Annotated in this window: 18 protein-coding genes; 5 read left to right on the plus strand and 13 right to left on the minus strand. The window is 57.3% G+C overall.

Going from position 1 to position 19,928, the window contains the following annotated elements:
* Nucleotides 1–127: 127 nt before the first annotated feature.
* The gene (gene hrpA, locus ACLPGZ_RS18570; protein WP_035270709.1) at nucleotides 128–3,919 is read right to left on the minus strand and encodes an ATP-dependent RNA helicase HrpA; all 3,792 of its coding nucleotides are present in this window, start codon (nucleotides 3,917–3,919) and stop codon (nucleotides 128–130) included.
* 72 nt (nucleotides 3,920–3,991) lie between these two features.
* Between hrpA and argA the strand changes: the two genes are divergently transcribed.
* The 3 genes from argA (at nucleotide 3,992) to ACLPGZ_RS18585 (ending at nucleotide 7,345) form a co-directional block, all read left to right on the plus strand.
* Nucleotides 3,992–5,347 (plus strand): amino-acid N-acetyltransferase, encoded by a 1,356-nt coding sequence (gene argA / locus ACLPGZ_RS18575; protein ID WP_009461662.1) that lies wholly within the window; start codon nucleotides 3,992–3,994, stop codon nucleotides 5,345–5,347.
* Between the two features lie 70 nt (nucleotides 5,348–5,417).
* Nucleotides 5,418–5,690, plus strand: a complete 273-nt coding sequence (locus ACLPGZ_RS18580; RefSeq protein WP_009461661.1) for an oxidative damage protection protein — start codon at nucleotides 5,418–5,420, stop codon at nucleotides 5,688–5,690.
* A 368-nt stretch (nucleotides 5,691–6,058) separates the two neighbouring features.
* On the plus strand, nucleotides 6,059–7,345 hold the full coding sequence (locus tag ACLPGZ_RS18585; protein WP_239055261.1) for an EAL domain-containing protein: 1,287 nt from the start codon (nucleotides 6,059–6,061) through the stop codon (nucleotides 7,343–7,345).
* 61 nt (nucleotides 7,346–7,406) lie between these two features.
* Here ACLPGZ_RS18585 and phoU read toward each other — a convergent pair whose 3' ends face one another.
* From phoU to alr, 12 genes are all read right to left on the minus strand, one after another.
* Complete coding sequence (gene phoU / locus ACLPGZ_RS18590) at nucleotides 7,407–8,141, minus strand: phosphate signaling complex protein PhoU (RefSeq protein ID WP_009461659.1); 735 nt, start codon at nucleotides 8,139–8,141, stop codon at nucleotides 7,407–7,409.
* 87 nt (nucleotides 8,142–8,228) lie between these two features.
* A complete protein-coding gene (rpiA, locus tag ACLPGZ_RS18595) occupies nucleotides 8,229–8,912 on the minus strand; it encodes a ribose-5-phosphate isomerase RpiA (protein WP_009461658.1) in 684 nt (227 codons plus the stop codon).
* A gap of 38 nt (nucleotides 8,913–8,950) precedes the next feature.
* Nucleotides 8,951–9,295: a Spx/MgsR family RNA polymerase-binding regulatory protein gene (locus tag ACLPGZ_RS18600; protein ID WP_009461656.1), complete on the minus strand. Its 345-nt coding sequence runs from the start codon at nucleotides 9,293–9,295 to the stop codon at nucleotides 8,951–8,953.
* A gap of 27 nt (nucleotides 9,296–9,322) precedes the next feature.
* On the minus strand, nucleotides 9,323–10,129 hold the full coding sequence (locus ACLPGZ_RS18605) for an ABC transporter permease subunit (RefSeq protein WP_009461654.1): 807 nt from the start codon (nucleotides 10,127–10,129) through the stop codon (nucleotides 9,323–9,325).
* Entirely contained in the window at nucleotides 10,126–11,046 is a 921-nt protein-coding gene (locus ACLPGZ_RS18610) for an ABC transporter permease subunit (protein WP_254499573.1), read from the minus strand. The genes ACLPGZ_RS18605 and ACLPGZ_RS18610 overlap by 4 nt, the downstream gene beginning before the upstream one ends.
* Entirely contained in the window at nucleotides 11,043–12,173 is a 1,131-nt protein-coding gene (locus ACLPGZ_RS18615; RefSeq protein WP_009461650.1) for an ABC transporter ATP-binding protein, read from the minus strand. The genes ACLPGZ_RS18610 and ACLPGZ_RS18615 overlap by 4 nt, the downstream gene beginning before the upstream one ends.
* 6 nt (nucleotides 12,174–12,179) lie before the next feature.
* Complete coding sequence (locus tag ACLPGZ_RS18620; protein ID WP_429641818.1) at nucleotides 12,180–13,286, minus strand: polyamine ABC transporter substrate-binding protein; 1,107 nt, start codon at nucleotides 13,284–13,286, stop codon at nucleotides 12,180–12,182.
* A gap of 77 nt (nucleotides 13,287–13,363) precedes the next feature.
* A complete protein-coding gene (locus tag ACLPGZ_RS18625; protein ID WP_374697907.1) occupies nucleotides 13,364–14,083 on the minus strand; it encodes a 3-deoxy-D-manno-octulosonic acid kinase in 720 nt (239 codons plus the stop codon).
* 9 nt (nucleotides 14,084–14,092) lie between these two features.
* Nucleotides 14,093–14,872: a sulfite exporter TauE/SafE family protein gene (locus tag ACLPGZ_RS18630; protein WP_250756914.1), complete on the minus strand. Its 780-nt coding sequence runs from the start codon at nucleotides 14,870–14,872 to the stop codon at nucleotides 14,093–14,095.
* A gap of 5 nt (nucleotides 14,873–14,877) precedes the next feature.
* Nucleotides 14,878–16,263: a DNA repair protein RadA gene (gene radA / locus ACLPGZ_RS18635; protein WP_009461642.1), complete on the minus strand. Its 1,386-nt coding sequence runs from the start codon at nucleotides 16,261–16,263 to the stop codon at nucleotides 14,878–14,880.
* 9 nt (nucleotides 16,264–16,272) lie between these two features.
* A complete protein-coding gene (locus ACLPGZ_RS18640; RefSeq protein ID WP_009461640.1) occupies nucleotides 16,273–16,989 on the minus strand; it encodes an SDR family oxidoreductase in 717 nt (238 codons plus the stop codon).
* A gap of 18 nt (nucleotides 16,990–17,007) precedes the next feature.
* Nucleotides 17,008–18,138: an alanine racemase gene (gene alr, locus ACLPGZ_RS18645; protein WP_009461638.1), complete on the minus strand. Its 1,131-nt coding sequence runs from the start codon at nucleotides 18,136–18,138 to the stop codon at nucleotides 17,008–17,010.
* A 70-nt stretch (nucleotides 18,139–18,208) separates the two neighbouring features.
* Between alr and hpnC the strand changes: the two genes are divergently transcribed.
* Together hpnC and hpnD are read left to right on the plus strand one after the other, a co-directional pair.
* Entirely contained in the window at nucleotides 18,209–19,069 is an 861-nt protein-coding gene (gene hpnC / locus ACLPGZ_RS18650; RefSeq protein WP_369326548.1) for a squalene synthase HpnC, read from the plus strand.
* 6 nt (nucleotides 19,070–19,075) lie between these two features.
* Nucleotides 19,076–19,928: presqualene diphosphate synthase HpnD (gene hpnD / locus ACLPGZ_RS18655; RefSeq protein ID WP_429641821.1), on the plus strand; the 853-nt coding region annotated here is incomplete at its 3' end.

Raw genomic sequence — 19,928 nt, forward strand, 5'->3', positions numbered from 1 at the left:
GGTGACCCTGAAGCGATGCTCAAGGTGAATAAGGGCAGGCAATATGTTTCGATTGGTTCACATCTCACTGAACAACAAACGCACAATCACCCGCCCCCTGCCGACCAATACCAAAATAACAAACAATCTAGCGCTGCAAGGCAGCCCAGGCTTTTTCCAGCCGCTTGACCGAGACAGGCATGGGGGTGCGCAGTTCCTGGGCAAACAAGGACACGCGCAGTTCCTCCAGCATCCAGCGAAAATCCCGCAGACCGCTATCGGTCGCACCTTTCAGCGCGGCCACGGCACGCTGGTACTTGGTCAGCAAAACCGACATATCCTGCATCAGGCGTTGATCGCGAGCCGGGTCGGCACGCAGCTTGTCCACCCGTGTTTGTACCGCTTTCAAGTAACGCGGCATATGCGCCAACTGCGCGTATTCATTGCTTTCCAGAAACAAGGTAGGCATCAAGGCGTTCAATTGCTGCTGTATGTCTTTCAAAGCCTCGGGGTGGGCCTTGATTTGCGCCAGTTTCTTCTGGGCGGCACTCCATTCAGTCAGAATCTGCCCGGCCAGACGCGCCACTTCCTGGGCCACCAGACCCAGACGGCTGCGGCCCTCCTGCACACGAGCCTCGAACTCGGCCTGGTTCTTGGGCCAGGGCTCCATCATGCAGGACTGCTCCAGGGCCACATCAATGATCTGATCACGCAATTGTTCCTGCGTCCCCAGATTGATGTACAGCATGCTGATACGAGTCAGGTCCGTAATGTTCTTTTCCAGAAAGCGCACCTGCTCGCGCAGGGCCAAACGGAACAAGCGGCGCAAACCCTGACGGTGCTGACGCTGGGCCTGGGCCGGGTCATCGAACACATCCAGATCGCAATGGGTTTTCTTGTCGATCAAGGCCGGGTAGCCAATAAAGCTGCGCCCCTTGCGTTTGATTTCCATCAGCTCGGGCAGTTCACCAAAGCTCCAGCTGGTCAGTTGCTCGTGATCCAGCACTTGCGCTACCTGTTCGTCGCTGGCGGCCATTTGCTGGAAGGAGGCCTGGGCCTGACGGCCATGCTCGGCCTTGAGCTGATCCAGATTGCGCCCGCCCGACAACATGCGGCCATGCTCGTCAATGACCCGGAAGTTCATGAACAAGTGCGTCGCCAGCGTCTCGGGTTTGAAGTCACTGCGCTGCGGCCTTTGCTTGAGCTGAGTCCACATATCCTGCGAAATGGCGTCCAGCAGGCTCATGCCCGGATCGGCTGCTTTTTCAAACCAGCGTTGGTGAAAGGCGGCAGCATAATCGGGCAGCGGCACACAATGGCGGCGGATGCGTTGCGGCAAGGATTTCAGCAAAGCCAGCACTTTTTCTTTCAGCATGCCGGGCACCAGCCACTCGCAACGCGCAGCGTCGATCTGGTTCAAGGCGAACAAGGGAACGCTCAAGGTCACCCCATCGCGCACCGAGCCCGGCTCGAAGTGATAATCCAGCGCCATCTTCACACCCTGCCATTCAACGGAGCGCGGAAAGACCTCGGTGGTGATGCCGGCTGCGTCGTGCTGCATCAATTCGTCGCGGTTCAGCTCCAGGCCCTTGGCCTCTTCTTTGGACAAGCCCTTGAACCACTTTTCCAATGTGGCGGTCTGGTACACGTCCTTGGGAATGCGCTGATCGTAAAACGCGTAGATCAGTTCCTCATCCACCAGAATATCCGGGCGGCGGGATTGGTGCTCCAAACGCTCTACCGCCTGTATCTGCTGACGGTTATGACGCAGGAAAGGCAGGTTGGAGTCGATCTCGCCTGGCACCAGAGCCTGGCGCAAGAACAACTCGCGTGCCTGCACCGGATCAATGCGGCCAAAGTGAATGCGACGGCCACTGTAAATCAGCAAGCCATACAAGGTAGCACGCTCGTTGGCCACTACCTGCCCGGCTTTCTTCTCCCAGCGCGGATCGCCCCAGGTTTTACGCAGCAAATGGGCGCCAACTTTTTCAATCCATTGCGGCTCGATACGCGCCACACAGCGGGCAAAGAGTCGCGTGGTTTCCATCAGCTCGCCCGCCAGAATCCAGCGGCCTGCTTTCTTGACCAGCTTGGAGCCGGGGTGAATCACAAAGCGCAATTCACGCGTACCTTGATAGACACCCGTTTCTTCACTCTTGTAGCCAATATTACCGATCAAGCCCGTCAACAAGGCCAGATGCACCTGCTCATACGTGGCTGCCGAGGGGTTGGCGACCCAGCGCTGCTCCTGTACCAGACTGCGTAATTGGGTATGAACATCTCGCCATTCACGAATACGCAAAGGGGACAGCAAAGCCTGTTTAACGCTATTGGCAAACTTGCGCTGCGAGCTTTGTTCCTGCGACAGCTCTTCCAACCAGTTCCACAGCTTCACATAGGACAGGAACTCGGACTTGTCGTCGTTGAAACGGGCATGGGCCTGATTGGCCGCTTCGCGCTCATGGACAGGACGATCACGCGGATCTTGCACGGACATAGCCGAGGCCACGATCAGCATTTCCGTCAAACAATGATGTTCATGACCGGCCAGAATCATGCGGGCCACACGCGGGTCCACAGGCAGTTTAGCCAGGGAACGGCCTACCTTGGTCAGGCGCTGCTGTTCATCCAGCGCACCCAGCTCTTGCAGAATTTGATACCCATCGGCAATCGCACGGCCCGTGGGCGGCTCCACAAAGGGGAAGGTTTCCACATCGTCCAGATGCAAGGCCTTCATGCGCAGAATCACCGAGGCCAGCGAGGAACGCAGAATCTCGGGATCCGTAAAGGGGGGGCGGCTCTTGAAATCCTGCTCGTCATACAGACGAATACAGATACCGGGGCCAATACGACCGCAACGCCCTGCCCGCTGGCTGGCCGAGGCCTGACTGATCGCTTCAATACGCAGTTGCTCGACCTTGTTGCGCCAGGAATAGCGCTTGATACGCGCCAGACCACTATCGACCACAAAGCGAATGCCGGGCACGGTCAGCGAGGTTTCTGCCACATTGGTCGCCAGCACCACACGGCGCGCATTGCCTTTGGGTCGGAAAATACGTTCCTGATCCGCCTGCGACAGACGCGCAAACAAGGGCAGGATCACGGTATTGATGGGCTTTTCTTTTTCCAGCGCCTCGGTGGCTTCGCGGATTTCACGCTCACCAGGCAGGAAGACCAGAATGTCGCCCGTACCATGCCGGGCACATTCCTGCACCGCATCCACAATGCCTTGCATCAGATCCCGCTCCTCCTCGGAGGCGGAACGGCGTTCTTCAGCATCGACCAAAGACGGGTCCAGAATCGGGCGGTACACAATATCGACGGGATACAGACGGCCCGACACTTCAATGACAGGCGCCTTCTTGCCCTTGTGGGCAAAGTGCTGCGCGAAACGTTCGGCATCAATTGTGGCCGAGGTAATAATCAGCTTCAGGTCCGGACGACGTGGCAACAGTTGCTTTAAAAAGCCCAGCAGAAAGTCGATGTTCAGACTGCGTTCATGGGCCTCGTCAATAATGATCGTGTCATAGCGGCTTAACAGGGGATCGCGCTGGGACTCGGCCAGCAAGATCCCGTCTGTCATCAATTTGATGGCCGAGCGCGGTCCGGTCTTGTCGTTAAAGCGGATTTGGTACCCTACCCAGTCACCAATCTCCGATTGCAGCTCCTGGGCAATACGCTTGGCGACCGACGTGGCGGCCAGACGGCGCGGCTGAGTATGACCAATAATCTTGCCCTGCAGGCCACGGCCCAGCTCCAGACAGATTTTGGGTAATTGGGTGGTTTTGCCCGAGCCGGTTTCACCACACACAATGACCACCTGATGGTCTTTGATCGCCTGCGCAATTTCGGCCCGTCGGGCGCTGACTGGCAGGTCATCAGGATAAGAAATTGTTGGTAAAGAGTGTGGGTTTTCAGTCAATTCGTCGGACTCGTGCATGAAAGGTAGTTTCTGGTACAGACATCATTATAATTTTGGCTTGAAACCATTTGGACGCAAAGATCCCCCGCAATGAACACAGACATCCCCGACTCGTACAACGCCATCGAACCACCTGATGAATCCCAGGCACAATTTGTGCGATGGTTCAGGGAAGTGGCGCCTTATGTACACGATTTTCGTGGCAAGACGTTCGTGGTGGCCTTTGGGGGCGAGCTCATCAACGATGGACTGCTCTACACCCTGATCCCGGATTTGTCGCTGCTGTCAGCACTGGGCATCAAGCTGGTGCTGGTGCATGGCTCCCGCCCCCAGGTCAATGAGCAACTGCGCCTGAAAGGCGAAACCACGCAATTCGGTCGCGGTACCGAGCCAACCAGTGCGGTCGCTCTGGAATGCGCCAAAGAAGCCGCTGGTGAAATTCGCCTGGACATTGAAGCCGCATTCAGCCAGGGTTTGCCCAATACCCCCATGTCACATGCCCAGATTCGCATCATTTCGGGCAACTTTGTGACCGCGCGTCCGGTGGGCGTGATTGATGGCCTGGACTTCAAGCATTCTGGCGCGGTACGCAAGCTGGACGTGGACGCCATGCGGCTGATCATGAGCCAAGGAGCGCTTATTCTACTCTCCCCATTGGGTTTTTCTCCAACTGGCGAGGCCTTTACCCTGGACATGGAAGATCTGGCCACCAGCACGGCCATCGCCCTGCGCGCTGAAAAGCTGATTTTCCTGACCCCGGAGCATATCGGGCACTCCAATAATCTGGATATCGATTCGGAGCTGGCCCGTGCCGATGCCGACTCCCTGCTTGCCTCGGGCAAGCTGGACGAGGACTGCTCCACCTTCCTGCGCTACGCCTCGCAAGCCGTCAAACGCGGTATTGCCCGTGCGCACCTGGTGCCCTACAAGCAGGACGGCAGCATTTTGCTGGAGATCTTCACCCACGATGGGGTAGGCACCATGGTGGTGGAAGACACACTGGACGATTTGCGCCCGGCCAATCTGGACGATGTGGGTGCAATCGTGCAACTGATCGAACCCCTTGAAATTGACGGCACCCTGGTCCCCCGTGGCCGTTCGGTCATCGAGCGCGAGGTGGAGCAGTTCACGGTTCTGGAGCACGACGGCATTATTTACGGCTGTGTGGCCTTGATTCCATACGAAGAAGAAAGCATGGCCGAAATGGCCTGTCTCATCGTGCACCCGGAATGGCAAGGCTCGGGCGAAGGTGAAATTCTCTTGCGCCATACCGAAGCCAAGGCCCGTGCGGCCGGCTTCAAGCGTCTTTTTGTGCTGACCACCCGCACGTCTCACTGGTTTATCAAGCGTGGCTTTGTACAAGGTGGCGTGTCCGATCTGCCCAAGGGCAAGCAGTCGCATTACAACCGTTCGCGCAACAGCATGGTCTTTATTAAAAAGCTGTAAGCCGGTTTGACCCTCCTGCGCCCCTAAGTACAATACGCCCATCCAAGCATTTGATTGAAAAGGAACACATATGGCACGCATGATTCACTGTGTGAAGCTGAAACAGGAAGCCGAGGGCCTGGAGTTTCCCCCCTACCCCGGCGAGCTGGGCACCAAGATCTGGCACTCGATTTCCAAACAGGCCTGGGCCAACTGGATGGACGTGCAAACCCGTCTGGTGAACGAGAACCGCCTGAACCTGGCCGACGCCCGTGCCCGCACGTATTTGAAAGAACAGATGGAGCAGTATCTGTTTGAAGACAAGGACGTGGAAGCCGACGGTTTTACCGCCCCTTCCGCTTAAGTCCCGATTCAGGACACGCACGCAAACCCCGGAGCATTACCATCGTGCTCCGGGGTTTCTTTATTTCTGCCCCCGACTCCCCCGCCTTTCCCCGCATTCCTATCAAATAGCCCCGCCTTCAACACGCAGCCAAAACGTAATTAAATGAAACGCTGCGCGACAAGTTAGTTTCAGACTGGTCAAAAATCAAAAGAAATGGGATTTTTCTACAGTTACCTGAAGCCCTAAGGCACAAAATCACGGCTGGCCTTGATGCGCATACAGTGCCCAAGCCACACCGGCCCATCACGTGTCCATGTCTGAGCAGCCTTGCGCCGAGCCCTGCACAGCACCGCCGCTTACTGCTTTACCCACAGGAAAAGAAGTTCATGTGCCGCCTAGACCTACCCGAGATTGACCAGTACTCCACTCACTTGCGCCTGTGGCTGGTCAACCTGAGCTATTTGGAGGCTTTGTATGGGCCGCAGTTTCATGCTTTTGTGCTGGATACCGTGCAGCAAAGGCTGCTGGACTGTGGGCTGACTGCCAATGAAATCTTTATCCGGGGAGATTTTGTCCTGATTGCCTTGAAGCAGTTGGGCAAGCAACACCGCTTTCAGCGTACCCATCCCAATGCCCTGGCCCAATTGCTGGGTGCGGCACTGGAGTGTGACCCCATCACCCAGGATGAGCACCGCATCTACCTGCACACCCAGATGGCTTACCACTACGATAGCCGTCAGTACGACACGAATCAGCTCCACCCTCCCGCTCCCAACCCCTGCTCTCATAATCACCCAGCCACGCTGGCCGCCTGGCACAAGGTCTGGGCCAAGACCTACCGGGACGATATGAGTCTGGCAGTTCGCATGCTGGATGATTTACAGAATGGGCTGCTGGCCCTGGCCTTTCAGCCCATCTATCACCTGGGCGAAAAACACAAGAACAAGAACTTTTATGAAGAGGCCTTGATTCGTCACTGCGGCACGGCGGATTACTCTTTACCCGAGGCCATCGCCGCTCTGGAGCGGCTAGGTCTGGTGTCCCGGCTGGATCGCAGTGTCTTGGGCAGTGTGGTGGAGCTGCTCAGTACAAAACCTGGTCTTTGTCTGGGAGTGAATATCTCCGCAGGCTCCCTGCAGGACGATTTGTGGTGGCAGGATCTGTTCAGCTATCTGGACAGTCGCCCGGATGTGGCCCAGCGCCTGATTCTGGAGGTGACGGAAACCGGCACCATCGCCCACAAGCCCACGGCGCTGCGCCTGATTGCCCAACTACAAAACCTGGGGGTACGGATTGCTCTGGACGACACGGGATCGGGTAATAGTACCCTGGCCTTTCTGGTGCAGACCCATGCCGACATTATCAAAATTGACCGCTCGATCTTGCTGCGGGCACGCAGCCCCGGTCAGCCAGCCCATTTGCTGCGCAATCTGGTCAATGTCTGCGCCGATTACAGCCCCTACGTGATAATCGAAGGTGTCGAGGACGAGGCTGATCTGGAGTTTGTGCGCCAGTCCGGTGCGCACGGCGTGCAGGGCTATCTGCTGGCCTTGCCAACGCTGACCCCGTCCTGGTGGAACTCAGCAGTATTGATTACGGTGCAGGATGCGGTACTGCTACGTACCCAGTTCTATCCTGACCAAGCCCCCCAAGGCTACGGCTTTAGTTTTTGAAAAGCAAACAAGCCTTGCATGGTGTCATGCAAGGCTTGCAGCAAGAAGGCCCGGGTCGGAATCAGGCTTTGTCTTCGGATTCCGGTTCTGGCAAGGGTTCACCACGTGCAGTACGCTCGGTGTTTTTCACACCGGTGTGACGCACGTCGTCACCACGCACCATGTAGATCACGCGTTCAGCCATGTTCTTGGCGTGGTCGCCAATACGCTCCAGCGCACGGGCGATAAAGATCAGATCAATGGAGTGCGAAATCGTGCGTGGATCTTCAATCATGTAAGTGATGATGTGACGCAGCGAACCCTTCCACTCACGATCCACTTCCTTGTCGCTACGCACAATCTGCGCTGCGTGTACGGCATCCTGGCGCGCAAAGGCGTCCAGCACATCGTTGATCATGCCAGCGACTGAGGAGCTCATGTGGCGCAGTTCCACCACGGGCTCGTAGCCAGCGGTACCTTCGTGCAGACGGCGAGCCATCTTGGCGATGCGCTCGGCCTCGTCCCCGCAGCGTTCCATATCGGTCAGCATTTTGGAGATGGACAGCAGCATGCGCAAGTCAATGGCGGTGGGTTGATTACGGGCGATCAGATTGGTGATGCGCTCGTCAATCTCCACCTCCAGGCGGTTGATTTCTTTTTCACGCTCGCGAACCTGATCGACCAGCGACATATCCCCGGTTTGCAGGGCTTCGGTCGCACTGCGAACCATAGATTCAACAATACCGCCCATCTGCAAGAACAGCGAACGGGTGGCCTCCAGATCGGAGTGAAACTGCTTATTGGTATGTTCGTTCATAGTGGCCTTCTGTAACAGCAAAATGGCTCGCGCCAGCGCTTAATCCGTGCATAGATTAAGCACCGATTATGACAGAGACATTAAAATTCAGAAACCGTCGCCAGGCAGGGTACGCACACCCTGTTGACCGGCAATCAAGGCCACGCTGGCTGGGGTAATCGCGAACAGGCCACAGCACACCACACCGGGCATATTGTTGATCTGGGCTTCCAGAGCAGCCGGGTCTGCAATCGACAAACCGGACACGTCCAGAATCAGGCCACCGTTATCGGTGACAAAGCCCGTACGCTCGACGGGATTACCGCCCAAGGCGCGCAATTGGCGAGCCACGGCATTCTTGGCCATGGGGATGACTTCCACCGGCAAGGGGAACGCACCCAGGCGATCCACCAGTTTGGAATCGTCCACAATGCACAGGAACTTGTCCGAGACCGAAGCCACGATTTTCTCGCGGGTCAAAGCGCCACCACCGCCCTTGGTCATGTTCAACGCCGCATCGATTTCGTCGGCACCGTCCACATACCAGTCCATGCGTTCGATGGTGTTCAAGTCTTGCACTGCAATACCCAGACTTTGCAGGCGAGCGGTCGAGCGCTCCGAGCTGGAAGCAGCAGCCTTGAAGGCATGTTTGTGCGCCGCCAGAGCATCAATAAACAAATCAACCGTGGAACCCGTACCCACACCCAGAATGGAATCCGGGGTCAGGAAAGGAAGGACGTAATCAACCGCAGCCTGAGCCACCTGTTGTTTGAGTTCGGTCTGTGTGTACATGGCAGATATAAAAATGGGGGGGCTTGGCCCCCCTTGGTTTACTTAAGAAAACGAGCGGCAAATTTGCCTTCGTTGAAACCCACGCTGACCTCGCCCTCGGGCGTAATCAGCAAGGGGCGGCGCACCAGCGCCGGAAATTCAGCAATCAAGGCCAGCCACTGGGCATCGTCCTGCGGCTCTTTACGTTCTGCAGGCAGATTACGCCAGGTCATGGAGGCACGGTTGACCAGCTTGGGCCAGCCACCCAGCTCCTGCGCCCATTGTTGCAGGCGGGCCGCTTCCAAGGGATGTTCGCGGTAATCCACAAAGTTCAAAGGCAGACCGTTTTGCTCAAACCAGGCAATCGCCTTTTGGCAGGTGCTGCAATTTTTCAAACCATACATCGTGAACACGGCAATACTCCTTATCAATCAGGCGCGACGCTCGCGGCGTACCTGCAAGCGGCTGGCGACCACAACAAAAATACCAATCACCAAAATCAGCAGGGTCGCCAACGCGTTGATCTCGGGCTTGAGACCCAAGCGTACGCGCGAAAACACTTCCACCGGCAAGGTGGTAAAGCCCGGACCGGACAGGAAGGAGGCGATCACCACATCGTCCAGCGACAAGGTAAAGGCCAGCAACCAGGCCGCCATCAAGGCAGGCACGATCGAAGGCAGGACCACCTGGAAAAACGCCCTCAAGGGGGTGGCACCCAAATCAAGCGCAGCTTCTTCCTGAGAGCGATCCAGCTCACGCATACGCGATTGCAGAATCACGGTCGCGTACGCGGTGCACAGCACCACGTGACCAATCCAGATAGTGAAGATACCGTTCTGTTCCGGCCAGCCAAACAGGGAGTTCAGCTCCACAAACATCAGCAGCAGGGAAATACCCAGCACCACTTCCGGGATGACCAGCGGTGCACTGACCAGACCGATATACAGAGCAAAGCCCTTGAAGCGTCCCATACGGGCCAGCACATAGGCGGCCCAGGTGCCCAGAATGGTGGCCATGGTCGCGGTCAGCACGGCTATCAGGAAAGACAGCTTGGCAGCACTGAGCAGCGCTTTATCCTGAAACAGGGATTCGTACCAGCGGAAGGAAAAACCCGACCAGGACGTCATGATGGCCGATTCATTAAATGAAAAGACGATCAGGAACAGGATAGGAATGTACAGAAAACCAAAGCCCAGCGTCAGGACGATGGCACGCAGCCAGGGATTAGGCTTGGTCATGAGCGGCCTCCCCGTTGCGCTTCTATCTGTCGCATCTGGCTGTACTGGAAGAAAATCAAGGGAATGATCAAGAGCAGGACCATCACGCAAGTGACGGCAGCAGCCATCGGCCAGTCCGCATTATTGAAGAACTCGGTCCACATGACACGGCCCATCATCAAGGTGTCAGCCCCACCCAGCATTTCCGGAATCACGTACTCGCCTACGGCCGGAATAAACACCAGCATGGCACCGGCAATCACGCCGGACATGGACATGGGCAAGGTGATATTCCAGAACGCCGACCAGGGACGTGCGCCCAGATCGTAAGCCGCTTCCAGCAAGCGCATATCCAGCTTTACCAGATTCGCATACAAAGGGAGGATGAAAAATGGCAGATAGGCATAGATCAAACCGATATAGACGGCCAGATCGGTGCGGTAGATTTCCAGCGGCGCATCAATAATGCCTATCCACAGCAAGACCTGATTGAGCAGGCCATCGCCACGCAAGATGCCTACCCAGGCGTAGACACGCAGCAGCATGGAGGTCCAGAAAGGCAGAATCACCGCCAGCAACAACAGACTACGCACGGCGGGTGAAGAGCGCGCAATGTAGTAAGCCACCGGGTAGCCGATCAGGATACAAAAGATCGTGGTGACGGCAGCCATCTTCAAGGAGCTGACGTAGGTGGCCAAATACAGATTGTCGCTGAACAGCAGGATATAGCCGCGCAGGTTCAGTACAAAGGAAATGCTTTCCTCGGCAAACTGGGCCAAGGGCGTATACGGCGGCACCCCGAAATCAAGATCGGCAAAACTGATCTTGAGCACGAGCAAAAATGGCACCAGCAGAAACAGGATCATCCACAGGAATGTGGGTGCGACCACCAGCGTGCGACTGGTAGGCAGCAGTTTGCGCCAGGACAGGTTCTTCATGTGCTCAGTACCGTTGCGCTGTCGTCGGACCAGGACACGTAGACCTCTTCGTCCACGCCGGGAGCATCTGGCTGGGCCAAGGTGCCGCTAGGCATTTGCGCCTCGATCAACATGCCGGCGTCCAGACGAATCTGGTAGCGGGTGTAGCTACCCATCCAGGACACATGAGTCACGATGCCGTGGCCCCAGTTGGTGTCCTCGGAAGGCAACTCACGACTCACCTTGATCTGCTCGGGACGAATGGACACATACACGTCCATGCCCAGCGGTTCGCTGATCCCGTGGCTGACATACAAGGGGCGGTTTAACTCCTCGCACTCAATATGAACGTGGTCCGGTTCGTCCACCGTCACTACGCCGGTGAACAAATTGGTGGAACCGATAAAGCCCGCCACAAAGCGCGAGTTCGGGAAGGAGTACACATCGTAAGGCGTACCGGACTGGATGATCTGCCCATCGGACATTACCGCCAGTCGGCTGGCCATGGTCATGGCCTCTTCCTGGTCGTGAGTCACCATAATGCAGGTCACTCCCACACGCTCCAGAATCTTGACCAGTTCAATCTGGGTTTTCTGACGAATCTGCTTGTCCAATGCGGACATGGGTTCATCCAGCAAGAGCAGCTTGGGACGCTTGACCAGGCTACGCGCCAAAGCGACACGCTGTTGCTGGCCGCCTGACAACTGATTGGGTTTGCGGCGTGAAAAACCCGCCATCTGCACCAGATCCAGGGCTTCAAATACGCGTTCGTGGATTTCGTTGCGGGGCACGCCTTCCTGCTTCAAGCCAAAAGCCACATTGGCCTCAACCGACATGTGCGGAAACAGCGCGTAGGACTGGAACATCATATTGACCGGCCGCCGGTAAGGCGGCAGGTCGGTAATATCCTCGTTGTCCAGATAAATCCGACCGGAAGTCGGCTCCTCGAAACCTGCCAGCATACGCAGCAGGGTGGATTTGCCACTGCCTGAACTACCCAGCAGCGCAAAAATTTCGTGACGGGCGACGTCCAGACTTACAGACTGTACGGCCACCGTATCGCCAAAAATCTTGACGACTTCGTCCACACGCACGAAAGCATCCTCGCCATCCATCCAGGGCGAGGTTCCGGTACGGATATCTTGCATGATGCCTTAACGTCCAGACTTGAGTTCAGCCCACAGGCGCGTTTGCAGACGCTGCACCTTCAGTGGCTGTGGTTTGATGACGAACAAAGTCTTGGAGACTTCGGGCGAAGGGTAAATCATGGGGTTGTCAGCTACTTCCTTGACCACGAACTCGCGCGCATCTTTATTGGCGTTCGGGTAGAACATGGTGTTGGTAATGGCAGCATGGACTTCCGGCGTTTCAATGTAGTTGATGAAGGCGTGGGCCTCTTTCACATTGCTCGCGCTCTTGGGGATGGCCATGGTGTCAAACCAGACCGGAGCCCCGCCTTGCGGAATGTAGTAGTCGATGGCGTACGGCTTTTTAGCCTGGCGCGCACGATCAGCGGAGATCATCACGTCGCCGGAGAAACCGTAGACCATGCACAGATCGCCCGCAGCCAGCTCGTCGATATAGCCCGAGGAGCTGAACTGACGTACGTAAGGACGGATTTGCTTGAGCAAGTCCAGGGCTTCGCGGTAATCGGCTTCATTGCTGCTGTTGGGGTCTTTGCCAATGTAGTGCAGCACGGCCGGGAACACCTGGGCGGCTTCGTCCAGAATGGAAATGCCACAGCCTTTCAGCTTCTGGGCATTTTCAGGCTTGAACAGCATGTCCCAGTTGCCCAGGTCCACCTGCTCGCCCATGATCTCTTTGACTTTAGTGACGTTGTAGCCCAGGCCATTGGTGCCGTAGCCCCAGGGAATCAGGTATTCATTGCCGGGGTCCACATCGGAGAGCAGCGCCATGATGTCCGGGTCCAGATGGGACCAGTTGGGAATCTGACTTTTATCCAGCTTCTGGAACAAACCGCCTTCGATCTGACGCGCTGCGTAATGCGTGGAGGGAACCACCACGTCGTACCCCGACTTGCCCGTCAACAACTTGGCTTGCAAAGTGTCGTTATTGTCGTAAACGTCATAACGCACGGTAATGCCCGTGGCTTTCTGAAAGCCGGACAAGGTGTCGGGGGCCGTATATTCAGCCCAGTTATAGACGTTAACAACCTGATTTTGTGCCTGTGCAACAGGCATGATGGCAGCAGCGGCCAGCAGGCCTGCGAGTACCTGTGGTGTGTTCATCCCAAAAGACATCACGAGTCCCCTTCCTATCGAAAGCGAAAAACCCAAAAGGCGAGATGATAAAGCTTTTTTAAAGCCCGTAGTCGTAATTAACGCTGCGTTTGGTGACGGTAAGCAGAAAACATCTGCTGCCACCACTGATCGCCACGCGGCCCACACACTTTGAGCAAAGATCGTCTCAGGCGTTGCACATTACCCAGCGCCTGGGCGGGGCTGACGGGCCCCTGTCGTGCACGGTCAAAATCGATCAGCCAGACTTTGTCATTCGCATCCAGCAAAATATTGTAGGCGTTAAGGTCAGCGTGCCAAACCTCGAATTGGTGCATGCGGACAATCTCGTGTGCCACCGCTTCGGGGGAGGCACGGTCCAGGCACAGAGTCAAAGGCTGCACATCGGGCACACGCTGGCTTATCAAGGCCGCATGGTACCAAAAACCCTGTTGCCACCATGCACCCGCCAGCACTTTGGGGACGGCCAAGCCCATGTTGTGCAAATAAGACATCACCTGAAATTCTCGCCAGCTGCGAGTCCGCGATGCCCCTTGCCACAAGTAGGAAGACTCATTGAAGCGAGCCACCAGGCCACCACGGCGGTAGTGACGCAGCACCGCCTGACCAAAGGGCCCGTTCACAAACCAGGCGGCCTGACGCCCCCCCTGCCCCACCTTGCTGGCCTGGTCGCCATACGAGGTGGCCTCGAACCAGCGCTGCAAGGCCTCGGGTTCCAGATCCAGCTGATTGGCCAGCTCCGGAGCCAACAAGGCACCGCCACCGGGCAAAGAATAGACAGTTTCGGATTGGGTGCTCACAGCAGCTCCTCAGGCACGAACCAGCAACAGGGCCATGATCAATACCAGCATGCAGGCAAAAATAAACTTCAGACGATTCTCGGGCAAACGATAGGCCAAGCGCACGCCAAACGGCACCAGCAGCAGGCTGCCCATCGCCATCGGTATGCCGACCTGCCAGGTAGCCTGACCATGAAACGCGTACGTCGCCAAGGCGACCAACGTGCCGGGAATAATCATGGACAGTGCCAAGCCTTGCGCACCGGTCTGGCTATAACCCATACGGCTGGTCAGGAACGGCACCACCAGCACCGCACCGCCCACACCAAACACGCCTCCGGCCAAGCCCGCCATCATGCCTACCGCGATATACCACAGCTGGCCAAACGACTCCGGGTCCGGACGCGGCTTGTCACTGCGACGACGCCGCCGGGAAAAACCCAAACTCTGGTCGAAATAATACAGGGCAATGGCCATCACAAATACAGAGTAAATGCGACGCAGCAAGATCGCATCCATGCCCAGAGCCAGACGTGCGCCCAGCCAGGTAAAGATGATGGAGGAGATCGCCCCCAGTGCTGCCCGACGAAAATCAATGTGGTTGCGACGATGGTACTGACGCACGGTCAGCAGCACCGCAGGCACCACCATGATCAGAGCCGTACCTTGAGCGGTTTGCTGGTCCATACCCAGAATCAGGCCCAGCAATGGAATAGCCAGCAAGCCGCCACCTATCCCCAGGACCCCGCCGGTATAGCCAATAAGCGCGCCTCCCAGCAAGCAGGCCAGGATCAACTCAATACTTATCATGACGGTTACAGATTACGCAGACGGTCGACAGCGTCTTCCACCCGGTCTACCGCCCAGATTTCCAGGCCTTCGATCGCCTGACGCGGGGCGTTGCTCTTGGGAATCAAGGCAATGCTGAAGCCCAATTTAGCCGCTTCGCGCAAACGCTCCTGTCCACGCGGGGCCGGACGAATTTCACCGGCCAGGCCGATTTCCCCAAACACGACCAGGCCCCGTGGCAAGGGGCGGTTATTCAGGGAAGACAAAATAGCCAGCAACACAGCCAAGTCAGCGGCTGGCTCGGTAATCTTGACGCCCCCTACAGCGTTCACGAACACGTCCTGATCGTAAGTGACCACGCCTGCATGTCGGTGCATCACCGCCAGCAGCATGGCCAGACGGGAGCTTTCCAGCCCCACAGACAGGCGACGCGGATTGGGTACATGGGCCGAGTCCACCAAAGCCTGAATTTCCACCAGCAAAGGCCGTGTGCCTTCCTGGGTGGCCATGACGCAGGAACCGGCTACTGACTGGGAATGCTGGGACAAGAACAGGGCCGAAGGATTGCTGACTCCTTTCAAGCCTTTTTCCGTCATGGCAAACACGCCCAATTCATTTACCGCGCCAAAGCGGTTCTTGAATGCGCGCACCATGCGGAAAGAGGAATGGGTATCCCCCTCGAAATACAGCACTGTATCCACAATGTGCTCCAGCACACGCGGACCGGCCAAGGTCCCGTCTTTGGTGACGTGACCGATAAAAATCATGGAAGTACCGCTTTGCTTGGCCAGACGGGTGAGCTGCGCCGCACATTCACGCACCTGCGATACCGAGCCTGGGGCCGCACTGAGCTGATCGGAATACAGGGTTTGAATCGAATCGATTACCACTACGCTAGGCTGGTGCGACTGCAAGGCCTGGCTGATGGATTCCAGTCGAATTTCAGCCAGCAGATCCACACCTTCGGTAGGCACGCCCAAACGGCGAGCACGCAAGGCGACCTGCTCGGCGGATTCCTCGCCCGTCACATACAGAACTTTGGTTTGCTGGGCCAAGGCTGCCATGGCTTGCAGCAGCAGCGTGGATTTACCGACACCGGGATCGCCCCCGATCAGGATCACGCCGCCTTCCACCAGGCCACCGCCCAGGACACGATCGAACTCGCCTATGCCTGTGGGCACACGCGGCAGTTCCCGTGCCTGCACATCTGAAAGACTTTGGACCGGGCTGGAGCCAGCCAGGGAAGCAAAACGATGCGCACTGGCCGCAGCCGGTGTCTCTACCGTTTCCTGCAAACTGTTCCAAGCCCCGCAGGCAGGGCATTTGCCCGCCCACTTGGGTGTATCTGCCCCGCACTCCGTGCAAACAAATACAACTTTGGCCTTGCGGGCCGCACGAGTACTGGTGGCCATAGAAATTCCTTAACGTCCGGCCAAGCTGCCACCGCCATCCACGCCCAGATTCTGGCCGGTGATATAAGCAGCTTCATCGCTTAGCAAGAAGGTAACCGCAGCAGCCACTTCGGCCGCCTGCCCAAAACGTCCCAAAGGAATGGAGGACAGGCTGCGCTGTTCGGCTTCGCTGCCGACGGGATGATTGGCACGGAACAATTCGGTTTCGATCGGACCAGGAGAGACCGCATTGACGGTAATGCCGTAAGGAGCCAATTCCAAGGCCCAGGTGCGGGTACAACCCAGCAAGGCACTTTTGGCCGCGGCATAGCTGGTGCGATCGGAACCGCCGTGCACAACACGACTGCAAATATTGACGATGCGGCCTTCCTTGCGCGCTTTCATCGAAGGGATGAAAGCCTGGGCCACTTGCACCGCCACACGTACATTCAGGTCAAACACCTGATAAAGATTGCCCAGGTCCACCTGACCAATCGGTTCGGGCGCGACCATACCCACGTTGTTCACAACCGCATCAACGGGATATTTTTCGCGGATAACGCGCAGCATTTCCTCGGTTTCGCCTGCATTGCTCAAATCGCAGGAGTACAGATATCCGGGGAAATCAATGCTTTCGGTGTGGCGGGCCAGACCCACAACGTGGGCCCCGGCATCAGCCAGCCTTTGGCTGATTGCCCAGCCGATTCCTTTGGTAGCGCCGGTAACGAGTACACATTTATTTTTCATGGCTATGCCTTGTTGGTGTTAATCCTGGATGACGCGCGGCACGCGTGGGGCGACCGCGCAAATCAATTCGTAGCCCAGGGTTCCGGCTGCCGCAGCAACCTCATCCACACTGGGCCCGCCTTGACCGAACAACACCGCCTGACTGCCTACACCGGCGGCGGGCACCGGGGTCAGGTCGACTGCCAGCATGTCCATGGACACACGACCGAGCAAACGAGTGCGCACACCGTTCACGGTAATCGGGGTGCCGGTTCCCGCGTGACGCGGGTAACCATCGGCATAGCCACAAGCCACCACGCCAATACGCATGGCCTGCTCGGCAATGTACGTATGGCCGTAGCCAATGCCCTCGCCCTGCTTGACGCCGCGCACGCTGATCAGCTCTGCGGCCAAAGTCATACCAGGCTGCAGGCCGAAGTCCTCGGCGCTGATGTCCGCAAAAGGAGAGCTGCCGTACAGACAAATACCGGGGCGTACCCAGTGATCCGGACCGGAGGGCATGTATGCACCCAGGTCAGGGCTTAGTGTTGCCGCTGAATTACACACACTGACCGGGCCCGGCAAGCCATCGGTGATCCGGTTAAAGCAGCGAATCTGCTCCAGCGTGGCGTCGATATTGTCGTCAGCGCGCGCAAAGTGCGTCATGCGCCCCACGGTTCCCAGCTTGCCCGCTTTTTGCAGACGCTGAGCGCGCTCGAAGGCGGCGGGGTAATCGTCCACGCTGAAACCCAGACGGTTCATGCCGCTATTGAGCTTGACCATGGCATTCAAGGCCACCCCGCCCTTCCACTGCTCCAGCATCTTGAGCTGCTCGTGGCAATGAATGACAGTGGTCAGGCCAAACTCGGCCAGCACATCCAGATCTTCAGGCTGGAAAAAACCTTCCAGCAACATGATGGGGCCGGTCCAACCGGCAGCCCGACAACGTATGGCTTCTTTCAGGTCCAGCATCGCCATGCCTTCGGCGGCACTGAATGCCCGCACCGCATTTTCGATGTCATGACCGTAAGCATTGGCCTTCATGACGGCCCAGATATGGGGCCGTTTTACGCCGGATGGAGCCGTGGCGTTATTCAGGCTCTGAATAACCATATCGAGATTGTGACGCAGTGACGCAATATGAATGGTGGCCGAGATAGGACGTGGCATGGTTCTCCCCGAAGCAATACGAAAGTCTAAACCAGCCCTAGTGGAAACGAAAGCCGTATACTGGCGGACTATGTCTATCGAGCACTATGAAAACTTCCCTGTCGCCTCTGTGCTGCTACCTCGTCGGCTACGCCGACCGGTCACCGATATTTATCGTTTTGCCCGCAGCGCCGACGACATTGCTGATGAAGGCGATTTAAGCGCTGCCGAGCGCCTGCAACTGCTGGCGCAGTTCGAAGCCGGAATAGAACAACTGCAATATCACCAGCCCATCCTGGCCGATACCCCGCACAGTGAAATTTTTGTCCCTCTGGCCAGCAGCATCAGCAACTTCCAGTTGCCTCTCAAGCCTTTTCTGGACCTGCTGTCTGCGTTTCGCCAGGATGTCACCACCCATCGCTATAGCGATATGGCCCAGGTGCTGGATTACTGTACCCGCTCGGCCAACCCGGTCGGCCGTTTGATGCTGCATCTGTATCAAGCCCACAGCCCGGAGCTGATCGAGATGGCCGACTCCACCTGTACCGGGCTGCAACTGGTTAATTTCTGGCAGGACGTGGCACTGGACTGGCACAAAAACCGTGTCTATATCCCGCAAGACCTGCTGGCCCAATATGATCTGGATGATGATTACATCCAGGCCCGTACCCAGCTGCTGCGTCAGCCCGAGGCCGATGCCCGCTGGCAGGAAATGATGCAGTTGCTGGTTACCGATGCCCGTCAACGCCTGCAAGCCGGGCTGCTGCTGTCCAGCTATCTGTCCGGGCGCATCAGCCTGGAACTGAAAATGATGGTATTGGGCGGCCTGCGTATTCTGGAACGCCTGGAAGCGGTAAAGTTTGATGTCTTCAGCCATCGTCCCACCCTGTCCCGCCTGGACTGGCTACGCCTGATTACCCGCGGCTTGAGCCGTACCCCTTACCGACCCTGAACGTCCATGAGCCCAGACGAGTATTGTCAGAACAAGGCAGCCCAGAGCGGCTCCAGTTTTTACTACGCCTTTTTGTTTCTGCCGCCTGAACGCCGCCGTGCCATCACGGCGCTGTACGCGTTTTGCCGCGAGGTGGACGACGTGGTGGACGAGGTTCACGAGGAATCGGTTGCCCGCATGAAGCTGGTCTGGTGGCGCACGCAAGTGGCCGATCTGTACGAAGGCCGTGCCCATCACCCGGTCATGCAGGCTCTGGCGCCCCATATCAAAGCGTTCGACCTGCCTCAGGACGAACTGCTGGCCGTGATTGACGGCATGGAAATGGATCTGGACCAAGTGCGCTACCAAAGCTGGAGCGAGCTGGAACGCTACTGTTGGCACGCCGCCAGCGTGGTGGGACTGCTGTCGGCGCGTATTTTTGGCCAAACCCAGGAACAGACCAGCGATTATGCCCAAAAACTGGGCCTGGCTTTTCAGTTGACTAATATCATCCGTGATGTGGGCGATGACGCTCGTCGTGGCCGCATCTACCTGCCCCAGGAAGATCTGGACAAGTTTGGTGTGTCACCTCACGAGATCCTGGATCAACAGCATTCGGAGCGCTTCGAGGCCCTGATGGCCTTTCAAACCGAACGCGCCCAGGACTTGTACCGCCAGGCCATGCGCGCCCTGCCCGCTGTGGATCGCCGGGCACAACGCCCAGGCCTGTTGATGGCCGCCATCTACCATGCCCTGCTGGTGGAAATTGCCAATGATCGTTGGCATGTACTGGAACAGCGCATTTCGCTGACACCCATTCGTAAATTCTGGTTGGCCTGGAAAACCTGGGTATCGGGCGGCCGCAGCTTGCAACGCAAAC

The sequence above is a fragment of the Alcaligenes sp. Me129 genome, from assembly GCF_050487245.1.
GTDB lineage: Bacteria > Pseudomonadota > Gammaproteobacteria > Burkholderiales > Burkholderiaceae_B > Alcaligenes > Alcaligenes phenolicus.

What these genes read in the sequence shown, in the direction of transcription:
- hrpA (WP_035270709.1), bottom strand. Translation starts at nt 3,919, where the DNA reads ATGCACGAGTCCGACGAATTGACTGAAAACCCACACTCTTTACCAACA.
- argA (WP_009461662.1), top strand. Translation starts at nt 3,992, where the DNA reads ATGAACACAGACATCCCCGACTCGTACAACGCCATCGAACCACCTGAT.
- ACLPGZ_RS18580 (WP_009461661.1), top strand. Translation starts at nt 5,418, where the DNA reads ATGGCACGCATGATTCACTGTGTGAAGCTGAAACAGGAAGCCGAGGGC.
- ACLPGZ_RS18585 (WP_239055261.1), top strand. Translation starts at nt 6,059, where the DNA reads ATGTGCCGCCTAGACCTACCCGAGATTGACCAGTACTCCACTCACTTG.
- phoU (WP_009461659.1), bottom strand. Translation starts at nt 8,141, where the DNA reads ATGAACGAACATACCAATAAGCAGTTTCACTCCGATCTGGAGGCCACC.
- rpiA (WP_009461658.1), bottom strand. Translation starts at nt 8,912, where the DNA reads ATGTACACACAGACCGAACTCAAACAACAGGTGGCTCAGGCTGCGGTT.
- ACLPGZ_RS18600 (WP_009461656.1), bottom strand. Translation starts at nt 9,295, where the DNA reads ATGTATGGTTTGAAAAATTGCAGCACCTGCCAAAAGGCGATTGCCTGG.
- ACLPGZ_RS18605 (WP_009461654.1), bottom strand. Translation starts at nt 10,129, where the DNA reads ATGACCAAGCCTAATCCCTGGCTGCGTGCCATCGTCCTGACGCTGGGC.
- ACLPGZ_RS18610 (WP_254499573.1), bottom strand. Translation starts at nt 11,046, where the DNA reads ATGAAGAACCTGTCCTGGCGCAAACTGCTGCCTACCAGTCGCACGCTG.
- ACLPGZ_RS18615 (WP_009461650.1), bottom strand. Translation starts at nt 12,173, where the DNA reads ATGCAAGATATCCGTACCGGAACCTCGCCCTGGATGGATGGCGAGGAT.
- ACLPGZ_RS18620 (WP_429641818.1), bottom strand. Translation starts at nt 13,286, where the DNA reads ATGTCTTTTGGGATGAACACACCACAGGTACTCGCAGGCCTGCTGGCC.
- ACLPGZ_RS18630 (WP_250756914.1), bottom strand. Translation starts at nt 14,872, where the DNA reads ATGATAAGTATTGAGTTGATCCTGGCCTGCTTGCTGGGAGGCGCGCTT.
- radA (WP_009461642.1), bottom strand. Translation starts at nt 16,263, where the DNA reads ATGGCCACCAGTACTCGTGCGGCCCGCAAGGCCAAAGTTGTATTTGTT.
- ACLPGZ_RS18640 (WP_009461640.1), bottom strand. Translation starts at nt 16,989, where the DNA reads ATGAAAAATAAATGTGTACTCGTTACCGGCGCTACCAAAGGAATCGGC.
- alr (WP_009461638.1), bottom strand. Translation starts at nt 18,138, where the DNA reads ATGCCACGTCCTATCTCGGCCACCATTCATATTGCGTCACTGCGTCAC.
- hpnC (WP_369326548.1), top strand. Translation starts at nt 18,209, where the DNA reads ATGTCTATCGAGCACTATGAAAACTTCCCTGTCGCCTCTGTGCTGCTA.